At 70.3% G+C, this 25,867-nt stretch carries 25 protein-coding genes; 16 read left to right on the top strand and 9 right to left on the bottom strand.

Annotated elements, in window-relative coordinates; genetic code table 11:
• Positions 1-4 precede the first annotated feature (4 nt).
• Both ABZS64_RS01230 and ABZS64_RS01235 read right to left on the bottom strand, forming a co-directional pair.
• On the bottom strand, positions 5-1,033 hold the full coding sequence (locus tag ABZS64_RS01230; protein ID WP_355821775.1) for an aldo/keto reductase: 1,029 nt from the start codon (positions 1,031-1,033) through the stop codon (positions 5-7).
• Between the two features lie 6 nt (positions 1,034-1,039).
• The gene (locus ABZS64_RS01235) at positions 1,040-1,495 is read right to left on the bottom strand and encodes a MerR family transcriptional regulator (RefSeq protein WP_355821777.1); all 456 of its coding nucleotides are present in this window, start codon (positions 1,493-1,495) and stop codon (positions 1,040-1,042) included.
• 87 nt (positions 1,496-1,582) lie between these two features.
• On the opposite strand from ABZS64_RS01235, the gene ABZS64_RS01240 reads away from it, so the two are divergent.
• Together ABZS64_RS01240 and ABZS64_RS01245 are read left to right on the top strand one after the other, a co-directional pair.
• Positions 1,583-2,044, top strand: coding sequence for a GNAT family N-acetyltransferase (locus tag ABZS64_RS01240; protein WP_355821779.1), 462 nt, complete (start codon positions 1,583-1,585; stop codon positions 2,042-2,044).
• Between the two features lie 10 nt (positions 2,045-2,054).
• Positions 2,055-2,873: a serine hydrolase domain-containing protein gene (locus ABZS64_RS01245; protein ID WP_355821781.1), complete on the top strand. Its 819-nt coding sequence runs from the start codon at positions 2,055-2,057 to the stop codon at positions 2,871-2,873.
• A 9-nt stretch (positions 2,874-2,882) separates the two neighbouring features.
• Here ABZS64_RS01245 and ABZS64_RS01250 read toward each other — a convergent pair whose 3' ends face one another.
• Complete coding sequence (locus ABZS64_RS01250; RefSeq protein ID WP_355822090.1) at positions 2,883-3,539, bottom strand: pirin family protein; 657 nt, start codon at positions 3,537-3,539, stop codon at positions 2,883-2,885.
• A 212-nt stretch (positions 3,540-3,751) separates the two neighbouring features.
• Here ABZS64_RS01250 and fasR point away from each other — a divergent pair, with 212 nt between their 5' ends.
• From fasR to fabF, 5 genes are all read left to right on the top strand, one after another.
• Positions 3,752-4,936 (top strand): fatty acid biosynthesis transcriptional regulator FasR, encoded by a 1,185-nt coding sequence (fasR, locus tag ABZS64_RS01255; protein ID WP_355821783.1) that lies wholly within the window; start codon positions 3,752-3,754, stop codon positions 4,934-4,936.
• Between the two features lie 89 nt (positions 4,937-5,025).
• Complete coding sequence (locus ABZS64_RS01260; RefSeq protein ID WP_355822092.1) at positions 5,026-5,937, top strand: ACP S-malonyltransferase; 912 nt, start codon at positions 5,026-5,028, stop codon at positions 5,935-5,937.
• 16 nt (positions 5,938-5,953) lie between these two features.
• Positions 5,954-6,958 (top strand): ketoacyl-ACP synthase III, encoded by a 1,005-nt coding sequence (locus tag ABZS64_RS01265; RefSeq protein ID WP_355821785.1) that lies wholly within the window; start codon positions 5,954-5,956, stop codon positions 6,956-6,958.
• Between the two features lie 55 nt (positions 6,959-7,013).
• Positions 7,014-7,262 (top strand): acyl carrier protein, encoded by a 249-nt coding sequence (locus ABZS64_RS01270; RefSeq protein WP_355821787.1) that lies wholly within the window; start codon positions 7,014-7,016, stop codon positions 7,260-7,262.
• A 78-nt stretch (positions 7,263-7,340) separates the two neighbouring features.
• Positions 7,341-8,603 (top strand): beta-ketoacyl-ACP synthase II, encoded by a 1,263-nt coding sequence (gene fabF / locus ABZS64_RS01275; RefSeq protein ID WP_355821789.1) that lies wholly within the window; start codon positions 7,341-7,343, stop codon positions 8,601-8,603.
• A gap of 292 nt (positions 8,604-8,895) precedes the next feature.
• On the opposite strand, the gene ABZS64_RS01280 is transcribed toward fabF, so the two are convergent.
• Positions 8,896-9,390, bottom strand: coding sequence for a DUF3145 domain-containing protein (locus ABZS64_RS01280; protein WP_355821791.1), 495 nt, complete (start codon positions 9,388-9,390; stop codon positions 8,896-8,898).
• A 260-nt stretch (positions 9,391-9,650) separates the two neighbouring features.
• Between ABZS64_RS01280 and ABZS64_RS01285 the strand changes: the two genes are divergently transcribed.
• The gene (locus tag ABZS64_RS01285; protein WP_355821793.1) at positions 9,651-10,565 is read left to right on the top strand and encodes an SGNH/GDSL hydrolase family protein; all 915 of its coding nucleotides are present in this window, start codon (positions 9,651-9,653) and stop codon (positions 10,563-10,565) included.
• A gap of 41 nt (positions 10,566-10,606) precedes the next feature.
• Here ABZS64_RS01285 and ABZS64_RS01290 read toward each other — a convergent pair whose 3' ends face one another.
• A complete protein-coding gene (locus ABZS64_RS01290) occupies positions 10,607-13,051 on the bottom strand; it encodes a glycoside hydrolase family 3 C-terminal domain-containing protein (RefSeq protein ID WP_355821795.1) in 2,445 nt (814 codons plus the stop codon).
• A gap of 139 nt (positions 13,052-13,190) precedes the next feature.
• On the opposite strand from ABZS64_RS01290, the gene ABZS64_RS01295 reads away from it, so the two are divergent.
• The 4 genes from ABZS64_RS01295 (at position 13,191) to ABZS64_RS01310 (ending at position 17,533) form a co-directional block, all read left to right on the top strand.
• Positions 13,191-13,760: a TetR/AcrR family transcriptional regulator gene (locus ABZS64_RS01295; RefSeq protein WP_355821797.1), complete on the top strand. Its 570-nt coding sequence runs from the start codon at positions 13,191-13,193 to the stop codon at positions 13,758-13,760.
• 60 nt (positions 13,761-13,820) lie between these two features.
• Positions 13,821-15,056, top strand: coding sequence for a pyroglutamyl peptidase (locus tag ABZS64_RS01300; protein WP_355821799.1), 1,236 nt, complete (start codon positions 13,821-13,823; stop codon positions 15,054-15,056).
• Positions 15,057-15,274: 218 nt separating this feature from the next.
• On the top strand, positions 15,275-16,726 hold the full coding sequence (locus ABZS64_RS01305) for a hydrolase (RefSeq protein ID WP_355821801.1): 1,452 nt from the start codon (positions 15,275-15,277) through the stop codon (positions 16,724-16,726).
• Between the two features lie 63 nt (positions 16,727-16,789).
• Positions 16,790-17,533 (top strand): carbon-nitrogen hydrolase family protein, encoded by a 744-nt coding sequence (locus ABZS64_RS01310; RefSeq protein WP_355821803.1) that lies wholly within the window; start codon positions 16,790-16,792, stop codon positions 17,531-17,533.
• Here ABZS64_RS01310 and ABZS64_RS01315 read toward each other — a convergent pair.
• Entirely contained in the window at positions 17,530-18,327 is a 798-nt protein-coding gene (locus tag ABZS64_RS01315) for an EI24 domain-containing protein (RefSeq protein WP_355821805.1), read from the bottom strand. The two genes, ABZS64_RS01310 and ABZS64_RS01315, sit on opposite strands and share 4 nt — an antisense overlap.
• Positions 18,328-18,497: 170 nt before the next feature.
• Here ABZS64_RS01315 and ABZS64_RS01320 point away from each other — a divergent pair, with 170 nt between their 5' ends.
• Entirely contained in the window at positions 18,498-21,062 is a 2,565-nt protein-coding gene (locus ABZS64_RS01320; protein WP_355821807.1) for a M14 family zinc carboxypeptidase, read from the top strand.
• A gap of 68 nt (positions 21,063-21,130) precedes the next feature.
• Here ABZS64_RS01320 and ABZS64_RS01325 read toward each other — a convergent pair whose 3' ends face one another.
• Positions 21,131-21,553, bottom strand: a complete 423-nt coding sequence (locus ABZS64_RS01325; RefSeq protein ID WP_355821809.1) for an organic hydroperoxide resistance protein — start codon at positions 21,551-21,553, stop codon at positions 21,131-21,133.
• Between the two features lie 65 nt (positions 21,554-21,618).
• The gene (locus ABZS64_RS01330; protein ID WP_355821811.1) at positions 21,619-22,638 is read right to left on the bottom strand and encodes an NADP-dependent oxidoreductase; all 1,020 of its coding nucleotides are present in this window, start codon (positions 22,636-22,638) and stop codon (positions 21,619-21,621) included.
• 91 nt (positions 22,639-22,729) lie between these two features.
• Between ABZS64_RS01330 and ABZS64_RS01335 the strand changes: the two genes are divergently transcribed.
• On the top strand, positions 22,730-23,173 hold the full coding sequence (locus ABZS64_RS01335) for a MarR family transcriptional regulator (RefSeq protein WP_355821813.1): 444 nt from the start codon (positions 22,730-22,732) through the stop codon (positions 23,171-23,173).
• Positions 23,174-23,193: 20 nt separating this feature from the next.
• Here the strand turns inward: ABZS64_RS01335 and ABZS64_RS01340 are convergent, their stop codons facing one another.
• Positions 23,194-23,898 (bottom strand): hypothetical protein, encoded by a 705-nt coding sequence (locus ABZS64_RS01340; RefSeq protein ID WP_355821815.1) that lies wholly within the window; start codon positions 23,896-23,898, stop codon positions 23,194-23,196.
• Between the two features lie 133 nt (positions 23,899-24,031).
• Here ABZS64_RS01340 and ABZS64_RS01345 point away from each other — a divergent pair, with 133 nt between their 5' ends.
• Both ABZS64_RS01345 and ABZS64_RS01350 read left to right on the top strand, forming a co-directional pair.
• A complete protein-coding gene (locus ABZS64_RS01345) occupies positions 24,032-24,598 on the top strand; it encodes a hypothetical protein (protein ID WP_355821817.1) in 567 nt (188 codons plus the stop codon).
• Positions 24,599-24,819: 221 nt separating this feature from the next.
• On the top strand, positions 24,820-25,863 hold the full coding sequence (locus ABZS64_RS01350) for a rod shape-determining protein (RefSeq protein ID WP_355821819.1): 1,044 nt from the start codon (positions 24,820-24,822) through the stop codon (positions 25,861-25,863).
• Positions 25,864-25,867: the final 4 nt, after the last annotated feature.

The raw sequence follows: 25,867 nt of genomic DNA on the forward strand, positions 1-25,867 counted from the left end.
CGGACTACTCCCGCGCCGCCGACGTCGACGACATGTCCGTGTAGCGGTCCCCCGCCACCTGGCCCGCAATCGGCTCCAGTGCCGCCAGCTCCTCGTCGGTCAGCGTCAGCCGGGTCGCCCCGGCGTTCTCGAGCAGCCGGGTGGTCTTGCGGGTGCCGGGGATCGGCACCACGGCGAGCGAGTGCACCTCGGCCCGCTGCTGCACCCACGCGAGGGCCACCTGCCCGGCCGTCGCCCCGTGCGCCGCCGCGATCTTGTGGACCGGCTCCAGGAGCGCGGCGTTGGTCTTGGCGTTGTCGCCGTTGAAGCGCGGCTGGGCCCTGCGGAAGTCGCCCTCCGACAGTTCCTTGCCCGCGTCCGCGAAGGCCCCGGTGAGGAAGCCACGGCCCAGCGGCGAGTACGGCACGACGGCGACGCCCAGCTCGGCCGCCGCGCCGACCGCGCTGCGCTCCACGTCCCGGCTGAACAGCGACCATTCCGACTGCAGCGCGGCGATCGGATGCACGGCGTGCGCCTCACGCAGCTCCGCGCCGGTGACCTCGCTCAGCCCCAGGTGCTTGACGAGTCCGCGCTCCACGAGTTCGGCCATCGCGCCCACGGACTCGGCGAGCGGTACGGCCGGGTCGCGGCGGTGCATGTAGTACAGGTCGATGACATCGGTCTTCAGCCGCCGCAGGCTCTCCTCGACGGCCTTGCGGATGTACGCCGGGTCATTGCGGATGGCCCGGTACTGCGGGTCGTCGGTCCGCTCGATGGCGAACTTCGTGGCCAGGGTGATCTCGTCGCGGTGCGCTCCGACGAACGGCGCGAGGAACTCCTCGTTCGCCCCCCGCCCGTACACGTCCGCCGTGTCGAAGAGCGTGACGCCCGCCTCCAGCGCGGCCTCCAGGGTGTCCCGGGCGGCCGCCTGGTCGGTGTCCCCGTAGAACTCGCTCATCCCCATGCAGCCCAGGCCCTGTATGCCGACCAGCGGTCCACCGGTCCCGAGCCGCACCTGTGCGATCTTGCCGCCGTTCCTCAAGGATTCAGCCATCAGGATTCAGAGCCTCTCCGACGCCCGCCGGGCGTCCGCATAAAAGTCGATCTTGTGATCCAGCACCGCGAGTGTGTCCCGGAGCTCCGCGATACGCGAGCGGACATCGCGCCGTGTCTGCTGCAGCAGCTCCTGCCGTGCCTCGAAGGTGTGCTCGCCCTCGCGCACCAGCTCGGCGTAGCGGACCATGTCCGCGACCGGCATCCCGGTCAGCCGCAACTTGCCGACGAAGGCGAGCCAGTCCAGGTCGCGATTGGTGAAGCGCCGCTGTCCGGTGTGCGACCGGTCGACGTGCGGCATCAGCCCGATCCGCTCGTACCAGCGCAGGGTGTGCGCGCTGAGCCCGGTGAAAGCGGCGACCTCGCTGATCGTGTAGCGGTCCTGGCCCTCGGGGCGGGGATGTGCGCGGGGAGCCGACTTGCAGAGGTCCACTCGTACCGGCGTGCTCTCGATCAGCGTCATGTCCTCAACGCTAAAACCTTGGAGTGCACTCGAAGCAAGCGGAAATGGATGGCAGTTTTCCTGCGGCGCGAAATAGCCTCCGAACCCATGAGCCTCGCACGCCGCGCCACGCCCGACGACGCCGAAGAGCTGGTCCGCCTCCGCAAGGTCATGCACGACTCGTATGCCGGCCACAGTCCGGATGTCGGCTGGCAGCCCGCCGCCGTCGACACGCTGCGCAAGAAGCTCACCGACCCGGACGGCGATCTGACCGCGTTCGTCGTCGAGCGCCCCGGCGGCCTGGCGGCCTGTGCGGTCGGCACGATCGAGTACCGGCTCGGCGGACCCGGCAACCCCCACGGCAGGTCGGGATATGTCTTCAGCGTCGCCACCGACCCCGACCTGCGCCGCCGTGGCTACTCCCGCGCCTGCATGGAGGCGCTGCTCGGCTGGTTCCGCGAACGCGGCGTACGCAAGATCGACCTACGGGCCTCCGCCGACGGCGAGCCCCTGTACACCTCGCTCGGCTTCGTCCGTACCCCCGATCCGGCGATGAGGCTCACCCTTTAGTCTCGTACGCATGCAGAGCCTGGCGATGATCGAGAACTGGCCGGTACCGACCGCGGCGGCCGCCGTCGTACGAGCGGACGGCACCGTCGCCGGATCGCACGGACCCCTCTCGCACCGCTTCCCGCTAGCCTCCGTCACCAAGCCGCTCGCGGCCTACGCGGCGCTCGTGGCGTACGAGGAAGGGGCGATCGAGCTCGACGAACCGGCGGGCCCCGAAGGCTCCACGGTCCGCCATCTGCTCGCCCACACCTCGGGCCTGGCCTTCGACGAGCACCGGGTGACGGCCCCGCCCGGCACCCGCAGGCTGTACTCCAACGCGGGCTTCGAGGTGCTCGGCGACCACATCGCCAAGGCGACGGAGATCCCGTTCGCGGAGTATCTGCACCAGGCGGTCCTTGAGCCGCTGGGTATGACGTCGACCACCGTGGAAGACTCCCCCGCGAAGGACGGCGTCTCGACGGTCGGCGACCTGGTGCGCTTCGCCGCCGAGGTGCAGGCGCCGTGTCTCCTGGATGCCCGTACGGTCCTTGAGGCGATGACGGTCGTCCACCCGGGTCTGTCGGGAATCCTCCCCGGCTACGGGCACCAGAAGCCGAACGACTGGGGTCTCGGCTTCGAGATCCGGGACGCCAAGTCCCCGCACTGGACGGGCGGTTCGTCCTCGCCCCGCACCTTCGGGCACTTCGGCCAGTCCGGCACGTTCCTGTGGATCGACCCGGACGCGGGCGTGGCGTGCTTGGCGCTCACGGACCGGGCCTTCGGTGCGTGGGCGATCGAGGCATGGCCGCCGTTCACGGACGCGGTGCTGGCGGAGCTGCGCCGAGGGTAGAACCGGGGCTCAGAACTCGCTCAGCTCCCAGAGCAGAACCTCGGCAGCCCCTGCCGCAGCCAGCTCCAGGCCGTCCGCCTCCGTGATGCGTGCCGCATCCCCAGGCCCCAAGTCCGCACCATTCAGGCGGACTTCACCTCGAACCACATGTACGTACACCCCTGCAGCGTCCGGCACCGCGGTGCGTTCGCCCGGGCCCAGGCGGCGGACGTGCAGCATCGCGCCCGCCTCGGGCAGTGCGTACGGCGTCGAGTCCGCGATGCCGTGCACGATCTCGTACGAAGGATCGCCGCCCGGCGACAGCGGGGCGAGCCACATCTGCACGAAGGTCAGCGGTACGTCCGCGTCATTGCGCTCCACATGACGGACGCCGTCCGCCGAGCTGAGCCGCTGGACGTCGCCGGGCCGGACGACGGTCGCGTGGCCCGCCGAGTCGCGATGGGTCAGCTCCCCCTCGACGACCCAGGTGACGATCTCGGTGTGGCTGTGCGGATGCTCGTCGAAGCCGGAGCCGGGCTGGAGACGCTCCTCGTTGCAGGCGAGGATCGCGCCGAAGCGGAGGTTGTCGGGGTCGTAGTGCCGCCCGAAGGAGAAGGCGTGCAGGGATTCGATGCCCGAGGCGGGGTCGCCGCCGCGGAAGCGGTCGGCGGAGCGCCGTACGTCAATCACGGGTCCACGTTAGCCCCGCGGCGACCGTCCGTTCGCCGGACGCACTCCGCGCGGCGAGCGGTGTCACGGCTGCCTGGCGCTCGCCGTGCCACGAGCCGCTCATCCAGCGCTTCCGGCTCGCGGCCCGCAGCCGCGCGGCGCGGCGCCGGCAGGAGGACAACGAACCCCGCCACTCCGTTCCCCCGTCCCGATAAGGCACTCTTGTCCCCGTGCCCGAACCTGCAGCGAACTCCGCCCACCCGCATACCGCGACCCTGCGCCGTCTGGAGCAGTCATCCGGCCGGCTCGCCGCGAACGCCATCGCACGCATGGACGAGACGCTGCCGTGGTACCGGGCGATGCCCCCGGAGAACCGGTCGTGGATCGGCCTTGTCGCCCAGGCCGGTATCGCCGCGTTCACCGAGTGGTTCCGGCATCCGGAGACCCCGCAGGCGATCTCGACCGACGTCTTCGGCACCGCTCCGCGCGAGCTGACCCGCGCGATCACCCTGCGCCAGACCGTCGAGATGGTGCGTACGACCATCGAGGTCATGGAGTCGGCGATCGATGAGGTCGCGGCCCCGGGTGACGAGTCCGTGCTGCGCGAGGCCCTGCTCGTCTACGCACGTGAGATCGCCTTCGCGACCGCCCAGGTGTACGCGCAGGCCGCCGAGGCCCGCGGCGCCTGGGACGCCCGTCTCGAATCCCTCGTCGTGAACGCCGTACTGTCCGGCGAGGCCGACGAGGGCGCGGTCTCCCGCGCCGCCGCGCTCGGCTGGAACTCCCCCGAACATGTCTGCGTCATCCTCGGCACCGCACCCGACGGTGACAGCGAACTGACCGTCGAGGCGATCCGCCGGGCCGCCCGGCACGCCAAGCTCCAGGTCCTCACCGGAGTCCTCGGCGACCGGCTCGTCGTCATCGCGGGCGGCAGCGACAATCCGCTGAATGTCGCCAAGTCCCTGATCGGGCCCTATGCCGCCGGTCCTGTGGTCGCCGGACCCGTCGTCCCCGACCTGCTCGCCGCCACCAGGTCCGCGCAGGCCGCGGCCGCCGGGCTCAAGGCGTGCTCCGCCTGGCAGGACGCCCCGCGCCCCGTCCTCGCGGACGATCTCCTGCCGGAGCGCGCGATCGCCTCGGACCCTGCCGCGCGGGAGCAGTTGGTGGAGGAGATCTACAGACCGCTGGAAGAAGCCGGGTCGGCACTTCTGGAAACCTTGAGCGTCTATCTAGAGCAGGCGAGTAGCCTCGAAGGCGCCGCAAGGATGCTCTTCGTCCACCCCAACACCGTGCGCTACCGGCTGCGACGTGTGACCGACGTCACCGGATGGTCACCCTCCGATGTGCGCTCCGCGTTCACGCTGCGGATCGCGCTCATCCTGGGGCGTCTGGCCGATGGAGATTCGCAGTCCTAGACTTTTGTCGAACACCAACAATTCCCCTGACGTTTCTTGGTCCCTGTCCCCACGGGCGGTTGGAGCCGTCCACAAGAGAAAGTGTGAGGGTGCTCGTACTCGTCGCTCCCGGCCAAGGCGCTCAGACGCCCGGCTTCCTGACTCCCTGGCTCGAACTCCCCGGCGCCGCCGACCGCATTGCGGCCTGGTCCGACGCCATCGAGCTCGACCTTGCCCACTACGGCACGAAGGCCGACGCGGACGAGATCCGCGACACCGCCGTGGCACAGCCGCTCCTCGTCGCCGCAGGCCTGCTCTCGGCCGAGGCGCTCGGTGACGTACGCCCCGGCGCAGTCGCTGGTCACAGCGTCGGCGAAATTACGGCGGCCGCGTTCGCCGGTGTCCTCGACCACGCCGCCGCACTCGGTTTCGTGCGCACCCGCGGCCTGGCCATGGCCGAGGCCGCCGCGGTCACCGAGACCGGCATGTCGGCCGTACTCGGCGGCGACCCCGAGCAGGTCGTGGCCCACCTCGAAAGCCTCGGCCTGACCGCGGCGAACGTGAACGGCGCCGGCCAGATCGTCGCCGCAGGCACCGCCGAGCAGCTCGCGGCGCTGGCCGAGAACAAGCCGGAGAAGGCCCGCGTCATCGCACTCAAGGTGGCCGGCGCGTTCCACACGCACCACATGGCGCCCGCGGTCGCGACGCTCCAGAAGGCCGCCGCGAAGCTCACGGTCTCCGACCCGCTCCTGCCGTACATCTCGAACAAGGACGGCCGCACGGTCTCCACCGGCGACGAGGTCATCGCCCGGCTGGTCGGCCAGGTCGCCAACCCGGTCCGCTGGGACCTGTGCATGGAGACCTTCAAGGAGCAGGGCGTCACCGCCCTGATCGAGGTCTGCCCCGGCGGCACGCTCACCGGCCTTGCCAAGCGCGCCCTGCCCGGCGTGCAGACGCTCGCACTCAAGACCCCCGACGACCTCGACGCGGCCCGCACGCTCGTCGCCGAGCATTCAGCCTGACAAGGAGCCGTAGAGCATGTCGACGAAGATCAAGCCCAGCCAGGGCGCCCCGTACGCACGCATCATGGGTGTCGGCGGCTATCGCCCCATCCGGGTCGTGCCCAACGAGGTGATCCTCGAGACGATCGACTCCTCCGACGAGTGGATCCGCTCGCGCTCTGGCATCGCCACGCGCCACTGGGCATCCCCCGAGGAGACCGTGAGCGCGATGTCGGTCGAGGCGGCGGGCAAGGCGATCGCCGACGCCGGGATCACCCCGGAGCAGATCGGTGGCGTGATCGTCTCCACCGTCTCGCACTTCAAGCAGACCCCGGCCATCGCCACCGAGATCGCGGACAAGATCGGCGCGGTCAAGCCCGCCGCGTTCGACATCTCCGCGGGCTGCGCCGGTTTCGGCTACGGCCTCACCCTCGCCAAGGGCATGGTCGTCGAGGGCTCGGCGGAGTACGTCCTTGTCATCGGCGTCGAGCGGCTCAGCGACCTGACCGACCTGGAGGACCGCGCGACGGCCTTCCTGTTCGGCGACGGCGCGGGCGCGGTCGTCGTCGGCCCCTCCAAGGATCCGCAGATCGGCCCGACCGTGTGGGGCTCGGAGGGCGACAAGTCCGACACCATCAAGCAGACCGTGCCGTGGGACGACTACCGCAACGGCACCGTCGAGAAGTTTCCGGCGATCACGCAGGAGGGCCAGGCGGTCTTCCGCTGGGCCGTGTTCGAGATGGCGAAGGTCGCCCAGCAGGCGCTGGACGCGGCCGGAATCAGCGCGGACGACCTGGACGTCTTCATTCCGCACCAGGCCAATATGCGGATCATCGATTCGATGGTGAAGACTCTGAAGCTGCCGGAGCACGTCACGGTCGCCCGTGACGTGGAGACCACCGGCAACACCTCGGCCGCCTCGATCCCGCTCGCCATGGAGCGGCTCCTGGCGACCGGACAGGCCAAGAGCGGCGACACCGCGCTCGTCATCGGCTTCGGGGCGGGTCTCGTCTACGCAGCCACGGTCGTTACCCTCCCCTAGGCAACCGGATCTTCCGGACGCCACACCCTCTGATACAACACCGAAGGAGCGCCACATGGCCGCCACTCAGGAAGAGATCGTCACCGGTCTCGCGGATATCGTCAACGAGATCGCCGGGATCCCGGTCGAGGACGTCCAGCTGGACAAGTCCTTCACCGACGACCTGGACGTCGACTCGCTGTCCATGGTCGAGGTCGTCGTCGCCGCCGAAGAGCGTTTCGACGTCAAGATCCCGGACGACGACGTCAAGAACCTGAAGACTGTCGGCGACGCCGCGGACTACATCGCCAAGCACCAGGCCTGAGCCTGAAACGCGTTTGTCGCCACCCGGCGGTGGCGCCGTGAAAATTCAGCACCCTCTACACGTGGAGAAAGAATTCCTGTGAGCTCGACCAATCGCACCGTGGTCGTCACCGGTATCGGCGCAACCACACCGTTGGGTGGCGACAGCGCATCGACCTGGGAGGGTCTGCTCGCCGGGCGCTCCGGAGTGAAGCCCCTCGAGGGCGAGCGCTTCGCCGAACTCCCGGTCCGGATCGCCGCACCCGCGGCGGTCGACCCGAGCGAGGTCCTGCCGCGCCCGCTCGCCCGCAAGCTGGACCGCTCGGCGCAGTTCGCGCTGATCGCGGCCCGCGAGGCCTGGGCGGACGCCGGTTACACCGCTCCCGCCGGCGAGGACGAGAAGGTTCTCCCCGAGCGTCTGGGCGCGGTCATCGCCTCCGGCATCGGCGGCGTAACGACTCTGCTCGACCAGTACGACGTGCTCAAGGAGAAGGGCGTACGCCGTGTCTCCCCGCACACCGTGCCCATGCTCATGCCGAACGGCCCCTCCGCCAACGTCGGCCTGGAGGTGAACGCCCAGGCGGGCGTGCACACTCCGGTCTCCGCCTGTGCGTCGGGCGCCGAAGCGATCGGCTACGCGGTCGAGATGATCCGCACCGGCCGCGCCGACGTTGTCGTCGCCGGTGGCACCGAGGCGGCCATCCACCCGCTGCCCATCGCGGCTTTCGCCAACATGATGGCGATGTCCAAGAACAACGACGAGCCCGAGAAGGCCTCTCGTCCCTACGACACGGCCCGTGACGGCTTCGTCCTCGGCGAGGGCGCGGGCGTCGTCATCCTGGAGTCGGCCGAGCACGCCGCCAAGCGCGGTGCGAAGGTCTACTGCGAGGTGCTGGGCCAGGGCCTGTCCGCGGACAGCCACCACATCGCCCAGCCCGAGCCGACCGGCCGCGGTATCGCGACGGCGCTGCAGAACCTGCTGGACGCGACGGACCTGAAGCCGTCCGAGGTCGTGCACCTCAACGCGCACGCCACGTCGACCCCGCAGGGCGACGTCGCCGAGATCAAGGCCCTGCGCAAGGTCCTGGGCGACGAGCTCGACCATGTCGCGGTCTCCGGCACGAAGTCGATGACGGGCCACCTGCTGGGCGGCGCGGGCGGCATCGAGACCGTCGCCACGGTCCTCGCGCTGTACCACCGCACGGCCCCGCCGACGATCAACATCGACAACCTCGACGAGGCGGTCGACGCGGACATCGTGCGCGGCGAGCCCCGCAAGCTCCCCGATGGCACGATCGCGGCGATCAACAACTCGTTCGGCTTCGGCGGCCACAACGTGGTCCTCGCGTTCCGTACTGTCTGAGCCCGTTCACGCGTGAGGCCCGCCCCCTTCAGGGAGGCGGGTCTCAGCCACGTCCGCCGGACGGAGTCGGACGCACGGAAAAGGGGCCAACTCGTTCGGCTTCGGCGGCCACAACGTGGTCCTCGCGTTCCGTACCGTCTGAGCCCGTTCACGCGTGAGGCCCGCCCCCTTCAGGGAGGCGGGCCTCAGCCACGTCCGCCGGACGGAGTCCGAACCGTCTGAGTTCTCGTACTTCTCGTACGCGCACGAAAGGGCCCCCACCCTCCGGTGGGGGCCCTTTCGGCTACCTCGTTCAGACGACCTGGTGCAGCCAGCGGACCGGTGCACCCTCCCCCGCGTACCGGAACGGCTCCAGCTCGTCGTCCCACGGCTTGCCCAGCAGCTTGGAGATCTCCGCCTCCAGGTCCGTCTCGCCCTGGATCGAGCGCGCCAGCGCGGCGCGCAGCCGGTCCTCGGGGATCAGGATGTCGCCGTGGATCCCGGTGACTGCGTGAAAGATCCCGAGCTCGGGCGTGGCGCTGTAGCGCTCGCCCTCGGCGGTCGGGCACGGTTCGGCGGTCACCTCGAAGCGCAGCATCTGCCAGCCGCGCAGCGCCGAGGCGAGCTTGGAGGCCGTGCCCGCCTCGCCCTGCCAGGAGAACTCGGCTCTCCAGGTGCCGGGCGACGCCGGCTGCCGGATCCAGTCGAGCTGGACCCGCACGCCAAGTACACCCGCGACCGCCCATTCGACGTGCGGGCACAGCGCGCGCGGTGCGGAGTGAACGTACAGAACGCCACGTGTCGTCACCCGGACCTCCAGTGTGGGACGAGGATCGGCTTCCCAGCGGCCTCAGTAAACAGCATCGGGAGTCAAACTCCACAAAAGGGACAGCATGTGACGTGATGTAATTTACCGGGGCCGATGGGCACGATGCCTCTGGGTCGACGGAGAAAAGCTACCGTGAGTAGGTGTCTCAGGGGTGACGTAATGTCGGTCCGGGGGCCCGTACGCACCAAGCTTTCACTCGGCAGGACGTCTGGGACCGGTGATACGGAGGGGAACTGGGGATGCGGGAGACAAGTCGGACACGCCGCTCGCACACCGCGGCGGCGGCCCTGACGGCGGCTTTCCTCCTCATGACCGGCGCACTGGCCGGGTGTGACTCCTCCTCGGACCCGAGCGGACACGGATCCCCCGCCAAACGGCGGCCCTCCCCCACCCCCTCCCCCGCCTGGGACCGCAGCCCGGACTCGATCGCCGCGGTCGGGGACTCCATCACCCGCGGCTTCGACGCGTGTGTGGTGCTCTCCGACTGCCCGGAGGTGTCCTGGGCGACCGGCACGGACGCCAAGGTGCGCAGCCTGGCACTGCGGCTCATCGGCGAGCCGGCCGTCGCCGAGCGCAGCTGGAACTACGCCCGCTCCGGGGCCGATGTCGCCGATCTGCCCGGTCAGATGGCCCAGGCGGCGGCGAAGAAGCCCGAGCTCGTGACGGTGATGGTCGGCGCTAATGACGCGTGCGCGGACTCGGCCGAGAAGATGACGACGGTCGAGAACTTCCGCCGGTCCTTCGAGGGCGCGCTGAAGGAGTTGCGGCGTACGGCGCCGAAGGCCCAGGTGTACGTCTCGAGCGTGCCGGACCTCAAACGCCTCTGGTCGACCGGTCGCGGCAATCCGCTGGGCAGGCAGATCTGGAAGCTGGGCATCTGCGCGTCGATGCTGGGCGACGCGGACGACGTGAGCACCCGGGCGCAGGCGCGGCGTGCGCGGGTGCAGGAGCGGGTGGTCGAGTACAACAAGGTGCTGAAGGACGTCTGCGGCAAGGACCTGCGCTGCCGGTACGACGGCGGGGCGGTGTTCGACTTCCGCTTCAGCGGTGAACAGTTGAGCCGCTGGGACTGGTTCCATCCGAGCAGGGACGGCCAGGAACGCCTGGCGGAAATCGCCTACCGCAACGTGACCTCGGCAAAGCCGCCGGCTTGACCCCGGGGCTCCGCCCCGGAGCCCGGCTCCGTTCGGCCCAACTACCCCTGCGCGTCCACCGTGGCGCTCAAACGGCCGTCCGCCAGCGACCGCCCCGCCCGGACCTCGTACGCCCCCGGCACAAAGCTCCACCCGCCGCTCTCCTCGTCCCAGATCTCGAACGCCCGCCGCCGCAGCGGGATTTCCACCTCAGCGCTCTCTCCCGGCCGGGCCTCGACCTGCGCGAAGCCCGCCAGCCAGCGGGCGGGCCGCTCCACACTGTCGGCCTGGGGCGCGAGGTAGACCTGGACGGTCTCGCGGCCCGCGCGCGTACCGGTGTTGCGCACCTGGACCTTGGCCGTGGTCGGGGTCGCCTCCAGGGACTCGTAGTCCCAGGTCGTGTAGCCGAGCCCGTGACCGAAGGGGTACGCGGGCGCCGTACCGGCCCGGTCCCAGGCCCGGTAGCCGATGAACACACCCTCCGTGTAGTGGAGTTGACCGTCGGCCGGGGTGACCTCGGTGACCGGCGCGTCCTCGAAGGCGGCGGGCCATGTGGTCGGCAGCCGCCCGCCCGGCTCCTCCATGCCGAGCAGCACATCGGCGAGCGCCGCCCCGCCCTCCTGCCCGGGGAACCAGCTGAGCAGCACCGCCGCGACCTCGTCGCGCCACGGCAGCTCCACCGGGGAACCGGAGTTGACGACCACGACGGTGTTCGGATTGGCCGCGGCCACGGCCCGTACGAGATCGTCCTGGCGGCCCGGGAGCTTCAGGTCCCGCCGGTCGAAGCCCTCCGACTCGACGCGGTCGGTCGTGGCGACCACGACGACGGCGGTGTCGGCGGCACGCGCGGCTTCGGCGGCCTCGGCGATCAGCCCGTCGGCGGCGCCCTGCGGGCCGAGGTGGGTGAGGGAGAACATGATGGCGGACAGCGGCGTGCCCGGCGCCTTGTTGACGGGGTGGGCGAGCGAGATCTGCACCGGCTCGCCCGCGGTGAGGACGGCCCGGCCGCGCTCGGTCGGAGCCCCGAAGAACGCCTCGAACGGATCGGCCTCGTTGTCCTGCTTCTGGACGCCGTCCCACAGCACAGCTCCGCCGACCGAGAGCGTGAACGCACCGAGGCCGCGGGTGCCGAAGGCGTGTTCGCCGCTCTCGCGCGGGACGAACGTACCCCTGATCTCGATGCTGCGGAGCGTCGCGAGAGTGACCCCCTCGGGGAGGTCGTCGCCGATCCACTGGACCTGACCGCTGGGCAGGGAGCCCTCGCCGATGATGCGGCCCGTCGCGTCGCGGCACAGGGCACGGAGCTCGAAACCCTCGCCCGCGACGGCGAGTTCATCGCTCGGATGGGCCCCGACGGCATACGTCAGGGCCCCCTCGGGAAGCGCGGCGGTCAGGCCGTCGAGCGGAGAGACGACACGCTCGGGGAAGACGGTGGCGGAGCCGCCGCCCAGCACCCGGGCGTCGCGGGCCGCGGCCCCGATCAGCGCCACCGTGCGGACCTCGGTGGTGTCGATGGGCAGCGCCCGGTTCTCGTTGCGTACGAGGACGAAGGAGCGGCGGGCGATCTCGCCGGCCAGCGCGTCGCCGTCGAGCGCGGCCGGCAGCTCGGTGACCGGCACAGCGGGCTCGACTCCTTCGAGAGCGCCGACGCGGGCGGCGAGCCGCAGCACATTGCGTACGGCGTCGTCGACGACGGACTCCTCCACCTCGCCCGCGCGGACGGATTCGGCGAGCGCGTCGCCGTACACGGTCTTCGGTCCCGGCATGGCGATGTCGAGGCCGCCCTCGATGTCGCCGACCGTCGATCGGGCGGCCGTCCAGTCGGAGACATTGACGCCGTCGAAGCCCCATTCGCCGCGCAGGACTTCGTTGACGAGGTAGCGGTGCTCGGTCATCGTCGAGCCGTTGACCTGGTTGTAGGCGGTCATGATGCCCCAGGGGTGGGCGTTTTCGACGATGGCCTCGAAGGGCGCGAGATAGAGCTCGCGCAGGGCACGCGGGCCGACGACGTTGTCGACGGTGAAGCGCTCGGTCTCGGCGTCGTTGGCGACGAAGTGCTTGACGGTCGTGCCGACGCCGCCGCTCTGGACGCCCTGGACATAGCCGGTGCCGATCTCGCCGGTGAGGTACGGGTCTTCGGAGTAGCACTCGAAGTGACGGCCGCCGAGGGGCGAGCGGTGCAGATTGACGGTGGGGGCGAGGAGTACGTGCACGCCCTTGCGGCGGGCCTCCTGGGCGAGCAGCGTCCCGGCCCTGCGGGCCAGCGCCGGGTCCCAGGTGGCGGCGAGCGCGGTCGGGGAGGGCAGGGCGACGGACGGGTCGTCGGCGGTCCAGCGCACTCCGCGGACGCCGATGGGGCCGTCGGACATGACCAGGGACTTCAGCCCGATCTCGGGGAGCGCGGGCAGTGACCACATGTCCTGGCCGGCCAGGAGCCGTGCCTTCGCGTCGAGATCGAGCTTGCCGAGTGCCACCTCGATGGTCGCATCAATGCTCGCGTCAGACATGCCGCCTCCTCTGTCTCGCCCGGCTGATGCTTCCATCGTGGCGCGTTTACCTGTAGACCGGTAGGGTTCGTGATCTTTTCGTGATCCACTGATATCGTACGGTCCTTTCGGTACGGACCGAGGAAAGGGACCGACGGGGATGGCCAGGGCCAGAAGTGAGGAGAGACGGGCGGAGATTCTCCGCGCCGCGCTCGAAGTGATCGCCGAGCGCGGCTACCGCGGTGCGTCGCTGGGCGCGGTCGCCGAGCGGGTCGGACTCACCCAGCAGGGACTCCTCCACTACTTCCCGACCAAGGAGGCGCTGCTCGTCGCCGTACTGGAGGAGCGCGACCAGTGGGACACCGGGGGCGGCTCCGGGGGAAGCTGGCGGATGGAACTGCTCGGCTCGCTGGTCGAGTACAACGCGATGCGGCCGGGGATTGTGCAGACCTTCTCGGCGCTGCTCGGCGAGAGCGTGACCGAGGACCATCCGGCGAGGGAGTTCTTCACCCAGCGCTATGCGCAGGTGCGGCAGGAACTGGCCGGGATGCTGCGCACGGAGTACGGCGAGAAACTGCCGGGCGGTCTCACACCGGAGCGGGCCGCGCCGCTGCTGGCAGCGGTGATGGACGGACTGCAGTACCAATGGCTGCTGGATCCGGAGGCGGTGGACATGCCGGAGGCGTTCCGGGACTTCCTGAGGCTTTTGGGGCCTGCGCGGCCGGAGTGACGTACTGGCCACGGTGGTGGGGCGGCGGGGATACTTCCGCCACCCGACGGAAGGAATCCCGTGTCCCGGATACGCGTCCGCCTGCACGTAGTTGGCGCCGCCCTCGTCACCCTCACCCTTGCCGGCTCACCTCTTGCCGCGGCCGATCCCGCACCGGCTCCACCACCCACCGTGGAGGAGCAGCGGCTCGACCGGGCCGTGCCCCAGGAGATCCTTCGGCGCAGCGGATTCGACGCCGTGGCACCGCGGTTCGCGGATGCGCTGGCGGGGGCGGGGTCGTACCGGCAGGCCGAGCGGGCCGTCGTACGCCAGGGCTCACAGCTGTGGGACAGGGCCGTCGACCGTGCGCAGGGCCGGGGCCCGGCGCGTGGTGATCTCAGCCGGGACGACGACCGGCCGCTGTACTGGGCGCGGCTCGGCATGACCCGCGAACTGCGGCAGTGGCAGCCGGAGTTCGGGCTCTCCGACGCGCAGCGGGCGCGGCTGCTCGACCGTCTTGAGCGCTCGTCGCGGGGCCAGGACTCGATGAACCTCCCTGCGGGCAAGGGCATCAAGCGCATTGTGATGACGGGCTTCGACCCGTTCACGCTGGACCGTGACATCCGGATCAGCAACCCGTCCGGGGCGACGGCGCTGGCGCTGGACGGCACCTGGATCCGTACGGCGGACGGCCCCGCGAGGATCGAGACGGCGGTCTTCCCTGTGCGCTGGCAGGACTTCGCGGACGGCACGGTCGAGCGGACGCTGCGCCCGCAGCTCCCGAAGGCCGATCTGTTCACGACGGTGAGCCAGGGCCGGGTGGGCCGTATCGACATCGAGCGCACGAACGGCGCGTGGCGGGGCGGCTTCGGCGACAACGAGAACGTCTCGCGTACGGAGACGGTGCCGGTCGACGACCCGGCGTCGCAGCCCCAGTGGACGACGACGACGCTTCCGTACAAGGCGATTGTGGCGGGCCCGACGGGACGCTTCCCGGTGTACGACAACACGACGGTGACGGAGATCCCCTCGGGCGGCACGGACCCTGTGGTCCGCCCCGAAGGACCGACGCCGGGCTCGACGGCGCGCTCCGGGGGCGGCGGCAACTACCTCTCGAACGAGATCGCCTACCGGGCGACGCTGCTGCGGGACCGGCTGGGGCTGAAGATCCCGGGAGGCCATGTGCACACGCCGGTACTGGAGTTCGGCGCGGGCAACACGACGGAGATCACGGACCCGGAGTTCGTCCGGAATCGCCTGGACATCATCGCCCAGGTCCGGTCGATCATCCGCGTGGCGGCGGAGTCGTCCGACTGACGACGGCTGGGGGTACGCCTGCGGCGAGCGGGCCGCAGGCGTACGTACAGGCCGCCCGCCCAAAGTCCCGGCTGCAACGGGCCGTTCGGGATTGTTGGGCGCCGTGTCGCCATGTACCGTTCAAGCGCGCTTGGTTCCGCTGTTCGCCGCACGCTGTTCTACGCGCGAAGAATCGGCGCCCGCACCGCCTCTCCCACTCCCCACGGAGGTACTGCCGGATGCTTGGATCCAGAACCCCCACACGCCGCAGACGTGGCATCGTCAGCGCTCTCGGCGTCTTCGGCGCCCTCGTCGCCGCGACCGCCGTCCAGGCCGCCGCCGCGGCCCCCGCTCCCGCCGCCGCCACCCCCCACCGGATTCTCTTCGACAACACCAAGGCCGAGACCGCCGGCAACGCCGACTGGATCATCGGTACCAGCCAGCCCGACCCGCTGGGGCAGGACGCGACGCCCTCCGCGGAGACCGACTGGACCGGCGCCATCTCCGCCTGGGGTGTCGCGCTGCAGAAGACCGGCAACTACCAGCTCAAGACGCTGCCTTCGGGCAACAGCATCACCTATGGCACCACCGGCGCCCTCGACCTGCAGAACTTCGACACCTTCGTGCTGCCCGAGCCGAACATCCTGCTCAGCGCGGCGGAGAAGACAGCCGTCATGAAGTTCGTGCAGAACGGCGGCGGGCTCTTCCTCGTCTCCGACCACACCGGCGCCGACCGCAACAACGACGGCTACGACGCCGTCGAGGTCATCAACGACCTGATGAGCAACAACAGCGTCGACAGCACCGATCCGTTCGGCTTCTCCGTGGACACCCTCAGCGTCAGCACGGACAATCCTCGCGCCATCAGCGACACCACCAACCCGGTGCTCAACGGCTCCTTCGGCAAGGTCACCGGCAGCATCATCCGCAGCGGTACGACCGTCACCCTCAAGCCGGCCGACAACCCCGCCGTCAAGGGCCTTGTCTACCGCACCGGTTACTCCGGAAACACCGGCGCCTTCTTCGCCACCAGCACCTTCGGCAGCGGCCGGGTCGCGGTCTGGGGCGACAGTTCACCCATCGACGACGGCACCGGCCAGTCCGGCAACACCCTCTACGACGGCTGGAACGACACGGCGGGCACCAACGCCGCCCTCGCCCTCAACGCCACCCAGTGGCTCGCCGGCGGCACCGGCGGAGGAGGCGGCGGCGGCACCTGCACCGCCGCCCAGCTGCTCGCCAACCCCGGTTTCGAGTCCGGCGCCACCTCCTGGTCCGCCAGCAGCGGCGTCATCACCACCGACGCCGGTGAGGCCGCCCGTACCGGCTCCTACAAGGCATGGCTGAACGGCTACGGCTCCGCCCACACCGACACCCTGTCCCAGTCGGTGACCATCCCCGCGAGCTGCACGGCCGCCGCGTTCAGCTTCCATCTGCACGTCGACACGGCCGAGACCACCACGAGCACGGCCTACGACACCCTCAAGGTCCAGGTCCTGAACAGCAGCGGCACGGTCCTGGCCACGCTCGCCACGTACTCCAACCTCAACGCGGCGAGCGGCTACAGCCAGCGCAGCTTCAGCCTCGGCGCGTACGCCGGGCAGAGCGTCACGCTCAAGTTCACCGGCACGGAAGGCTCGCAGCTTCAGACGTCGTTCGTCGTCGACGACACGGCACTCTCTGTGAGCTGAGGCCGCCTGCAACGGTCTCCCTCAGCACGCCAGCTGGGGGAGACCGTGTCCGATAATGGGCGCATGAAGATAGCGGCAGCGCAGTTCACACCCGTACCGGGCGACATCGAGGCAAATGTCCGCTCCATGGCCGATCTGATCCGTGCGGCGTCCGGGCAGGGCGCCCGGCTCGTCGTCTTCCCCGAACTGGCGGTGACGGGGTACGAGCTGAAGCTGATCGCCGACGACCCGGGGCTCTGTGTGGCGCAGGACGATCCGCGTCTGGAGCCGGTCAGGAATGCCTGCCGCGCCACGTCTGCCGCCGCCGTGGTCAACTGCGCGGCGCGCACGCCCGGCGGGCGGCCCACCATCGCCTCGCTCGTCGTCGGCCCGGACGGCGAACTGCTCACCCGTTACGACAAGCTGCATCTGCACGGCGACGAGCTCGACCTCTTCGAGGCGGGCACCGAGGACGGCCGGTTCACTCTCGACGGCGTACGGTTCGCGCTGGCGATCTGTTACGACAACCGCTTCCCGGAGCTTGCGGAGCGGGCCCGCGCCGACGACTGCCGGGTGTATGTGGCGAGTTCGGCGCTCGAGGTGGGGAACGACTCGTTCGACGTGGTCTACCCCGTCCGAGCCAGGGACAACGGCCTGTATGTGGTCCTGGCCAACCCGGTCGGACGGAATGAGGTCGGCGAATGCGGGGGCGGCAGCGCGATCTGGGGCCCGGACGGTGGGGTGCGCGCCGACGCGGGCGCGGAGTCGCCGGGGCTGGCGGTGGCGGAGCTTCCGAACTGGGGCTCCGCCCCCCGGACGGCCGCCTAGTCCTTGTTCAGGCTGAACGGCGCGCGGGCGCCCGGGTCCGGCCCGCCCGGCTCGTCCGGCGGCGCCACCAAGTCCCGCACCAGCAGCGTCGCTCCCGCCACCGCCCCCGGCATCAGGAACACCGCCACGAACGGCACCAGGAAAGCCAGGGCGAGCGGGACCCCGAAGCCGAGGGTGAGCAGTCTGCGGCCCCTGAGCAGGGTGAGGCGCTCCTTCAGTTCAATGCCGCGACGCTGGAGCGCGACCGCGGTGAGCTCTTCCGCCAGGAAGAACCCCGAGACGCAGAAGCCGATCACCGGGACCACGGTCTGGCCGACGACCGGGATGAAGCCGAGGCCGAAGAGCACGACGCCGTAGAGCACGACGCGCGCCAGGACCCGCAGGGAGTCGCGTGCGGAGATCCACAGTTCCCGCCAGAGCGGCAGACCGGACTGCGGCACGTCTCCGCCCTCGCTGCGGTCGACCTGCTCGGAGAGCGACTCGTAGAAGGGCTGGCCGATCAGGAGCGTCACCGCGGTGAAGGTGATCACCGCGGTGAACAGCCCGAAGCCGAAGACGAGCACGGTCAGGAAGCCCCGGAACAGGCCCTGCCAGGGCGAGGTCCAGTCGTCGGCGAACGGCGTCGCCCACGCGGTCACATCGTCGGCGCCGTAGCCGAGACCGACCAGCGCGGCCGCGTACAGCACCAGGGTCACAAGCCCTGGCAGCAGCCCGAAGCCGAACCACCGGCCGTGCCCGCCGACCCAGCGCTGTCCCTTCATCAGATAGCCGAAGCCCACCCCAAGATCACGCATGGGGGTCACCCTATCGGGATGCCTGCCGGCGCCCGGCGAGGACCGACAGCACACGGCGGAGCCGGGGCCGGAGCCGGGTCAGGGCCAGGGCCGGGCCGGACCTCTGAGGCACCAACGTCCCCTCGTGGCACTCTTGTTGCCATGGCCCCGACAGGGTAGACCCTCCATTCATGGCACTCCTCAGACCTCTTCTCACGACCACTGGCACCGCCGTTGTCGCCGGGGCCCTGCTGATCGCCCCCCTGTCGGCGGCAGCCGCTCCCGGCCACGACAGCCCGCGCCCAAATCCCGTACGCGAAGGGAGCGGGCGCGACACGACGGTCGCGAAGACTCCCCTCGCGGCCGCCGTCAACGCGCTGCGGACCGGTACCGGCACGGCCCCGGGGCTCGCGAAGAGCGGTGGCTATCCGCGGCGTACCGGCCTCGACGTGCCGCCCGTGAACCCGGCCGACAAGTCGATCAAGCTGGGGCTCGCGCCGTACCACTCGCTCGCACCGCGGCTCAACGCCCTGCAGAAGCTGGGCGACCGGGTCAGTGTCGAGGTCGCCGGGCAGTCCGCGGGCGGGCACGATCTGTATCTCGTCACCCTCACCGCGCCCGAGAGCTCCCAGCAGGCGCGGGAGCAGGAGCGGATGCGGGAGAGAATCGAGAACTCCCCGGCCGCAGCCGCCAAGGACCAGCACATCAAGGCCTCGTACAAGACGCCGGTGTTCATCAACAACAACATCCACGGCAATGAGTGGGAGGGCACGGACGCCGCCGTGAAGCTCATCGAGCAGCTGGCGAAGGCCAAGGACGGCACGACCCGCCAGCTGCTCTCGAAGAACCGTATCTACCTCAATGTGACGGCCAACCCGGACGGCCGTATCGCGGGCACCCGTACCAATGCCAACGGCTTCGACCTGAACCGTGACTTCATCACCGGATCCCAGCCCGAGGCGCGCGCCATCCGGCAGATCGCCATCGACAAACAGCCTGCCCTCATGCTCGATCTGCACGGCTACGTCAATGGCACGCTGATCGAGCCGACGACTCCGCCGCACGGCGAGAACTACGAGTACGACCTCTTTCTGAAGAACGCCTACGCCAATGCGCTGGGGATGGAGAAAGCGGTCAACGGGCTCGGCTACACGCCCGCGAAGGACGGTGTCGAGCCCGCGATCATCCCCTTCCGGGACCAGCAGGAGGGCTGGGACGACTGGCCGCCGATCTTCACTCCGCAGTACATGCCGTTCCAGGGCGCGGTCGCCGCGCACACCATCGAGTTCCCGATGACCGTCAACAACGAGGAGTACGACTCCCTGCCGGTCGCCGAGCTGCGCCGGCGGGCCGGGATCAACACGGCCATCGCGGGTGCGGCGATGCGCGCGACGCTCGACTACACACGCACGCACCGCACTTCGGTGATCGCCGACCAGATCGAGACGTTCCGGCGGGCCGCGGCGGGCGAGGCGCAGCGGCCGGTGTCGGAGAAGACGGTGCCGGGCGTGCCGGGCATCGGTCCCGAGGATGTGTACACGACGACGTTCCCGCGCGCGTACGTGATTCCGGCGGGGCGCGGACAGCGTTCCGCGACCGCGGCGGCCCGGCTTGTGGACCACCTGGTCGCCAATGACGTACGGGTGGAGCGGGCGGTGCTGCCCTTCCGGCTGGCGGGCCGCACCTATCCGGCGGGTTCGTATGTCGTCGACATGCACCAGTCCAAGCGGGCCATCGCCAATGTGATCCTGGCCGAAGGCCGGGACATCAGTGCGGATGTTTCCACGATGTATGACATCTCGGGCTGGAGCCTCGGGCTGCTGTGGGGCGCGACGGTCGACAAGGCCGTCAAGGGCGGACTGCATGTGGTGGGCCGCCCGGTGCATGCCGCGGCGCCGACCGGCTACGCGGCCCCCTTCGGTGATCTGCGGCTGCGGCTCGACGACCCGAAGGAGATCGCGGCCCTCAACGCGCTCCTCGCGCAGGACGTGAAGGTGCGGCGGGCGGCGGACGGCTCAGCGGTGGTGCCGGGCTCGGCCCGCGGCGTGGCGTCCGTGCTCGCCGACCGTCTCGGGGTGGCCTTCTCGGCGACCAGGGAGAAGGGCACGACCCTGCTGAAGCGGACCCGGGTGGCCGCCGCGGTGACGGCGGGCGAACTGTTCGCGCTGCGCGAGATGGGCTTCGAGGTCCAGCCGGTGTCGACGGCCACGCTCAACGCGGGCCACGACTGGTCGAAGACGGATGCGCTGTATGTGTCGACCGGTCTGGAGTACGGGAGCCTGAATCCGGCGGCCCGCGGCGCGCTGGACGCCTTCCTCAAGGGCGGCGGCGGTGTCGTCGGCCTCGGTTCGGAAGGTGCGGCCTTCAACGCCGACGCGGGATTGCTCGCGGCCAAGCCGGTCGCGGGCAACGGCGATGCGAACGGCGTGGTCCGGGTGGCCAACGCGGCCGGCAGCCCGGTCACCGGCGGCGCGCTCCCGCACACCTTCGTCTACTCGCCGCTCTGGTTCACCGACCTGGGACCGGGGGTGCGCGTGGAGCAGTCGTACGCCACCGGGAACCCGCTCGTCGCGGGCCACTGGCGTACGAGGGAGGACGGAAAGGGAGGCCCGAAGGACGCGGCCGGCCAGGCGTCGATCGTCAGCGGCGTGAGCGCGAACGGCGCGCCGGTGGTGCTGTTCGGCACGGAGCCGCTGTTCCGCGATCACCCCAAGGGCGTGTTCGCGCAGGTCGGCCGGGCGCTGATCGCGCACTGAGCACGCGGTGATGACGCAATGAGGGCCGCACCCCTGCCGGGGTGCGGCCCTCATGTACGAGCCGGTGCTCAGACCGCGAGGTCGACCGTGATGTTGCCGCGGGTCGCCTTGGAGTACGGGCAGACCTGGTGGGCCTTCTCGATCAGGTCCTTGGCGGTGGCGGCGTCCACATTCGGGATGGTCGCGGAGATCTTGACGATGATCCCGAAGCCGTCGTCGTTCTTGCCGATACCGACCTCGGCGGTGACCTTCGAGCCGGAAATATCGGCCTTCTCCTGACGCGCTACGACACCCAGCGCGCCCTGGAAGCAGGCGCTGAAACCGGCGGCGAAGAGCTGCTCCGGGTTGGTACCCGCACCGGAACCGCCCATCTCCTTCGGCGGGTTGACGACGACGTCGAGCTGACCGTCGTGCGTGGCGACGCGGCCGTCACGGCCGTTCTCCGCGGTGGCGACGGCGGTGTAGAGGACGTCGGAGTGCTGGATGGACATGTAGAGATTTCCTCCTGCTGGTTCACCGCGGCTCGCGCCCACGACCGCGGTGGCTGAGGTCGAGACTACTGGGTGAGCGAAACGATCATCTTGCCGGTGTTCTCGCCGCGCAGCAGACCGAGGAACGCGTCGTAGCCGTTCTCGATGCCCTCGACGACGGTCTCGTTGTACTTGAGCTCGCCGGAGGCGATCCAGCCCGCGACGTCACGGACGAACTCCGGCTGGAGGTCCTTGTGGTCGTTGACGAGCATGCCCTGCAGGCGCAGCCGCTTGCCGATGACCATGGCCAGGTTGCGCGGGCCGGGGGTCGGCTCGGTGTTGTTGTACTGGGCGATCATGCCGCAGATGGTCGCGCGGCCGTGCGCGTTGAGCGAGGAGATCGCGGCCTCCAGGTGGTCCCCGCCGACGTTGTCGAAGTAGACGTCGATGCCGTCGGGGGCGGACTCCTTCAGCTGCTGCGCGACAGGGCCGTTCTTGTAGTTGAACGCCGCGTCGAAGCCGTACTCCTCGACGAGGAGCTTGACCTTCTCGTCGGAGCCCGCCGAGCCGATGACGCGGGAGGCGCCCTTGAGCTTGGCCATCTGGCCGACCTGGCTGCCGACCGCACCGGCAGCGCCGGAGACGAAGACCGCGTCGCCCTCCTTGAAGGAGGCGACGTCGAAGAGGCCGGCGTAGGCGGTGAGGCCGGTCATGCCCAGCACACCGAGGTACGTGGAGAGGGGAGCGAGGGAGGCGTCGACCTTGGTGGCGTACTGGGCGGGCACCTCGGCGTACTCGCGCCAGCCGAGCCCGTGCAGAACGTGGTCGCCGACGGCGAAGCCCTCGGCGTTCGAGGCGATGACCTCGCCTACCGCGCCGCCCTCCATGGGGTGGTCGAGCTTGAAGGGCGGGGTGTACGACTTCACGTCGTTCATCCGGCCGCGCATGTACGGGTCGACCGAGAAGTAGTGGTTGCGCACGAGGATGCGGCCCTCGCCCGGCTCGGTCACCGGAGCCTCACGCAGAGCGAAGTCCTCAGCCTTGGGCCAGCCGTGCGGACGGGCGATCAGGTGCCATTCACGGCTGGATGTGGGAAGTGCGGACATGCTGCGTTCCTCCTAGAAAAAGCTTCACCATCTGAAACAACCATGCGCCTGGATATTTGATGTTGTCAAGTAACTGGGTATCCTGGTGCCCATGGCCACTGAACGAACAGACCCCCTGACCCTCGAAGTCGTCGAGCTCATCGGCACCGTCGTGGCCCGCTACTACACGGAGTACGAGCAGGCCGCGGCCAAGCATTCACTCACCGGGGCACAGGCCCGGGTGCTGGGACTGCTGGCCCTTGAGCCCCTGCCCATGCGCCAGGTCGCTCAGACGCTGAAATGCGAGCCGTCGAACATCACCGGCATCGTCGACCGGCTGGAGGCGCGGGGCCTGGTGGAGCGGCGGCCCGATCCGGGCGACCGCAGGGTGAAGCTCGCCGCGCCGACGGAGGACGGAATGGACACCGCGCGGAGGCTGCGGGAGTCGCTCGACTTCGCGCGCGAGCCGCTGGCACAGCTCTCGGACGAGGAGCGGACGGTACTGAGGGACCTGCTCAAGCGGATGCTGGGCGACCAGGCACCCGCGGTGCCGTAGTCCCCCGAAGCCGCGGCCTCTTAAATGCACCACCAGAGGAACTTGTTGCAGGTCTCGGTGGGAGTGGGGGTCGGCGTCGGTTCCGCGGGCGGCGGAGGCTGGGCCGAGCCCGAAGCGGACGGCTGACCGGAGGCCGACGGCTGCGCACTGCCAGAGGGGTCGGCGGCGGACGACGAGGCGGACGGTGAGCCGACAGAGCCGGACCCGGTCCCCGTCCCGGTCGGCTTTCCGGTACCAGTGCCGCCCGTGCCGGGGCCTGACGCGGTGCGCCTGGGGCGTGGGGAAACGGACGAGGTGACCGGCGCTTCCGTCACCTCGTCGGGACCCTGCGGAGTCACATCGTCCGTCGGCTCCGGAGCGGAGCTCGTCTCGACGCTGTCCTCTTCCTTGACGGCGGTGGCTGCGCCGTCGTCGCCCCCGCTCTCGTACGCCAGCTCGGCAAGGCTCAGCGCACCCGCGGCGAGGACCAGCCCGACCGTGCCGAACAGCACCTTCCGGCCACGCTTCTTACGGGCGCGGCGCCCGGCCGGAGCCTTCCGGCGGGGTGGAGGCTGACGCCGCGAACGCCGATGGCCCACGGGCTCGGACACCTCGTCGAATTCGAAGACGGGCTCCGCCGCGGGCGCACTGGGGGTGTGATGCCGTAGCTCCTCGACGGGCGTGCCGCAGCCTGCGCAGGCCAGAGCGCCGTTGAGGTGCCGTCGACACTGGTGGCAGTAATCCATGGCGCCCGCAGGCTATGCGGCGGGAGGGGACCAGCGGTGAATGACTCTGTGAGGGTCTTGTGTGGAATCTTCGCCTCAGCGGCGAGTCGCTTCTCATGATTGACGGTGCGTTCGATCACGGCGGCGGGGCAGGATGTCGGGCATGACCCCTGCCGCACCTTTCGGGCCCCGCGACTTCCAGCTGGTGCTGCTGCGCCGCATGGCCGACCACCAGCCGGGGCTCGTCGAGGACGCCCGCCGTGAACTGGCGGCCTCGCTCACCGAGATGCGCGAGGCCAACCGCCGCTGGCAGGCGATGGTGCGGGCGCCGAGAAGCCGCGGCTCGCTGGCCCGCTACCGCTCGGTGCTCGGCGAGCCGGAACAAGTCGTACGGCGGAAGATCGGCGATCTGGAGTGCGACGCGCTGCTGTGGCCACTGCCGCTCTGGCCGGATCTGCGCTTCGAGGTGCTGGCGGCGGACGGCGGGGCGGTGTGGAACGAGTGGCTGGTCCGCGCGCCGGGGGCAGCGGGCCCGTCGCTGCGGACGGAGGACGACCTGAAGCCGTGGTCGTGCACGGTGGACGAGGCGGCGAGGGCGTTCCCGCCGGCCCGACCGATGGAGGGCTCGGCCCCGACGAGATGGCAGCTGGAGCTGACGCTGCCGGGCGGGGAGCAGCGCGTGGCGGAGTTCACGTGGGGCCTGCTGCAGAGGCTGCGCTAGCCGGGCCGTCCAGCAGCCGGTTTGTCCTCAGTCGCCGTACGGGCTCCACTTGAGCCCCTTCCGGCAGCCGGGCCGCGGGCGTCCCCGGGCCGGAACCCCCCGAACGGCGGAGCAGATCTGGCGGGTCGTCAGCTCCGTACCCCCGACCGGCTCACCCAGCGCGCGTACCTCCCGTGGCGATCGCACGATGCGAACAAGTACCGCACTCGGGAGGATCCGCCGTGACCGTCAGCCTTGAGCAGTTGCGCCGTTGCCATGTCGCAGTCGACCTGGGAGCAGCGAGAACCAGGGTCTTCGTGAAGGGGGCCGGGCTCGTCGTCGACGAGCCGAGCGTCGCCGCCGTCAACACCCGTACCGGCGCGCTGATCGCGGTCGGTTCGTTCGCCGAGAAGATGACGGGCCGTACGCCCGACTACATCCGCGTCGCCCGCCCCGTCTCCGGCGGCACCGTCGTCGACATCGAGATGGCCCAGCGGATGCTCCGTCACCTTCTCGGCGAGAAGCTCCGCCGCCAGCTGCGCCGCAAGCCCCGGCTGCGCGCCGCCGCCTGCACCCCGCACGACAGCGACCCGCTCGCCCAGCGCGCCGCCGTCGAGACCCTTGTCGGACTCGGCGCCCGCCGGGTCGAGCTCGTGGACACCCTGATCGCCGCGGCCGTCGGCTGCGGACTGCCCGTCGAGCAGCCCGTCGCGACCATGATCCTGGTGTGCGGCGCGGCGACCACGCAGGTCGCCGTGCTCTCACTCGGCGCCATCGTCACCGCCGAGCGGATCCCGGTGGGCGGCAACGCCATCGACCACGCGGTGATCCAGCACCTGCGCCACCAGCATGAACTGATGCTGCCCAGCCAGTCGGTACGGCCCCTGCAACTCGCCCTGCACGGCAATGGCCTGACCCCCCACGGCCCCACGTCGACCGAGATCCACGGCCGGGACGTGGCCACCGGCCTCGCCCGTTCGGTGCGCGTGGACACCGCCGCCGTACGGGACGCCATCCACACCCCGCTCACCTCCGTCCTCGACGGCATCGGCAAGGTGCTGCGGGACTGCCCGCCGGACCTGGTCGCCGATCTCGCCGACCGCGGGATCATGATGGTCGGCGGCAGCGCGCTGCTGCCGGGCCTGGACCAGATGCTGCGCGACGCGACCGGCATGCCGGTGCACATCGCCGAACGGCCCGACATCTGCGCCATCCTGGGCCTCGGTTCGATGCTCGAGGGCAAGATCCAGCCGCTGGCTCTCGATCCCCTCGCCGAGGCCGACTGAGGAC

It is taken from the genome of Streptomyces sp. NPDC005408 (assembly GCF_040606445.1).
GTDB lineage: Bacteria > Actinomycetota > Actinomycetes > Streptomycetales > Streptomycetaceae > Streptomyces.

Coding starts and splice junctions, on each gene's coding strand:
- ABZS64_RS01230 (WP_355821775.1), bottom strand. CDS start 1,033: ATGGCTGAATCCTTGAGGAACGGCGGCAAGATCGCACAGGTGCGGCTC.
- ABZS64_RS01235 (WP_355821777.1), bottom strand. CDS start 1,495: ATGACGCTGATCGAGAGCACGCCGGTACGAGTGGACCTCTGCAAGTCG.
- ABZS64_RS01240 (WP_355821779.1), top strand. CDS start 1,583: ATGAGCCTCGCACGCCGCGCCACGCCCGACGACGCCGAAGAGCTGGTC.
- ABZS64_RS01245 (WP_355821781.1), top strand. CDS start 2,055: ATGCAGAGCCTGGCGATGATCGAGAACTGGCCGGTACCGACCGCGGCG.
- ABZS64_RS01265 (WP_355821785.1), top strand. CDS start 5,954: ATGTCGACGAAGATCAAGCCCAGCCAGGGCGCCCCGTACGCACGCATC.
- ABZS64_RS01270 (WP_355821787.1), top strand. CDS start 7,014: ATGGCCGCCACTCAGGAAGAGATCGTCACCGGTCTCGCGGATATCGTC.
- ABZS64_RS01285 (WP_355821793.1), top strand. CDS start 9,651: ATGCGGGAGACAAGTCGGACACGCCGCTCGCACACCGCGGCGGCGGCC.
- ABZS64_RS01290 (WP_355821795.1), bottom strand. CDS start 13,051: ATGTCTGACGCGAGCATTGATGCGACCATCGAGGTGGCACTCGGCAAG.
- ABZS64_RS01295 (WP_355821797.1), top strand. CDS start 13,191: ATGGCCAGGGCCAGAAGTGAGGAGAGACGGGCGGAGATTCTCCGCGCC.
- ABZS64_RS01305 (WP_355821801.1), top strand. CDS start 15,275: ATGCTTGGATCCAGAACCCCCACACGCCGCAGACGTGGCATCGTCAGC.
- ABZS64_RS01310 (WP_355821803.1), top strand. CDS start 16,790: ATGAAGATAGCGGCAGCGCAGTTCACACCCGTACCGGGCGACATCGAG.
- ABZS64_RS01315 (WP_355821805.1), bottom strand. CDS start 18,327: ATGCGTGATCTTGGGGTGGGCTTCGGCTATCTGATGAAGGGACAGCGC.
- ABZS64_RS01320 (WP_355821807.1), top strand. CDS start 18,498: ATGGCACTCCTCAGACCTCTTCTCACGACCACTGGCACCGCCGTTGTC.
- ABZS64_RS01325 (WP_355821809.1), bottom strand. CDS start 21,553: ATGTCCATCCAGCACTCCGACGTCCTCTACACCGCCGTCGCCACCGCG.
- ABZS64_RS01330 (WP_355821811.1), bottom strand. CDS start 22,638: ATGTCCGCACTTCCCACATCCAGCCGTGAATGGCACCTGATCGCCCGT.
- ABZS64_RS01335 (WP_355821813.1), top strand. CDS start 22,730: ATGGCCACTGAACGAACAGACCCCCTGACCCTCGAAGTCGTCGAGCTC.
- ABZS64_RS01340 (WP_355821815.1), bottom strand. CDS start 23,898: ATGGATTACTGCCACCAGTGTCGACGGCACCTCAACGGCGCTCTGGCC.
- ABZS64_RS01345 (WP_355821817.1), top strand. CDS start 24,032: ATGTCGGGCATGACCCCTGCCGCACCTTTCGGGCCCCGCGACTTCCAG.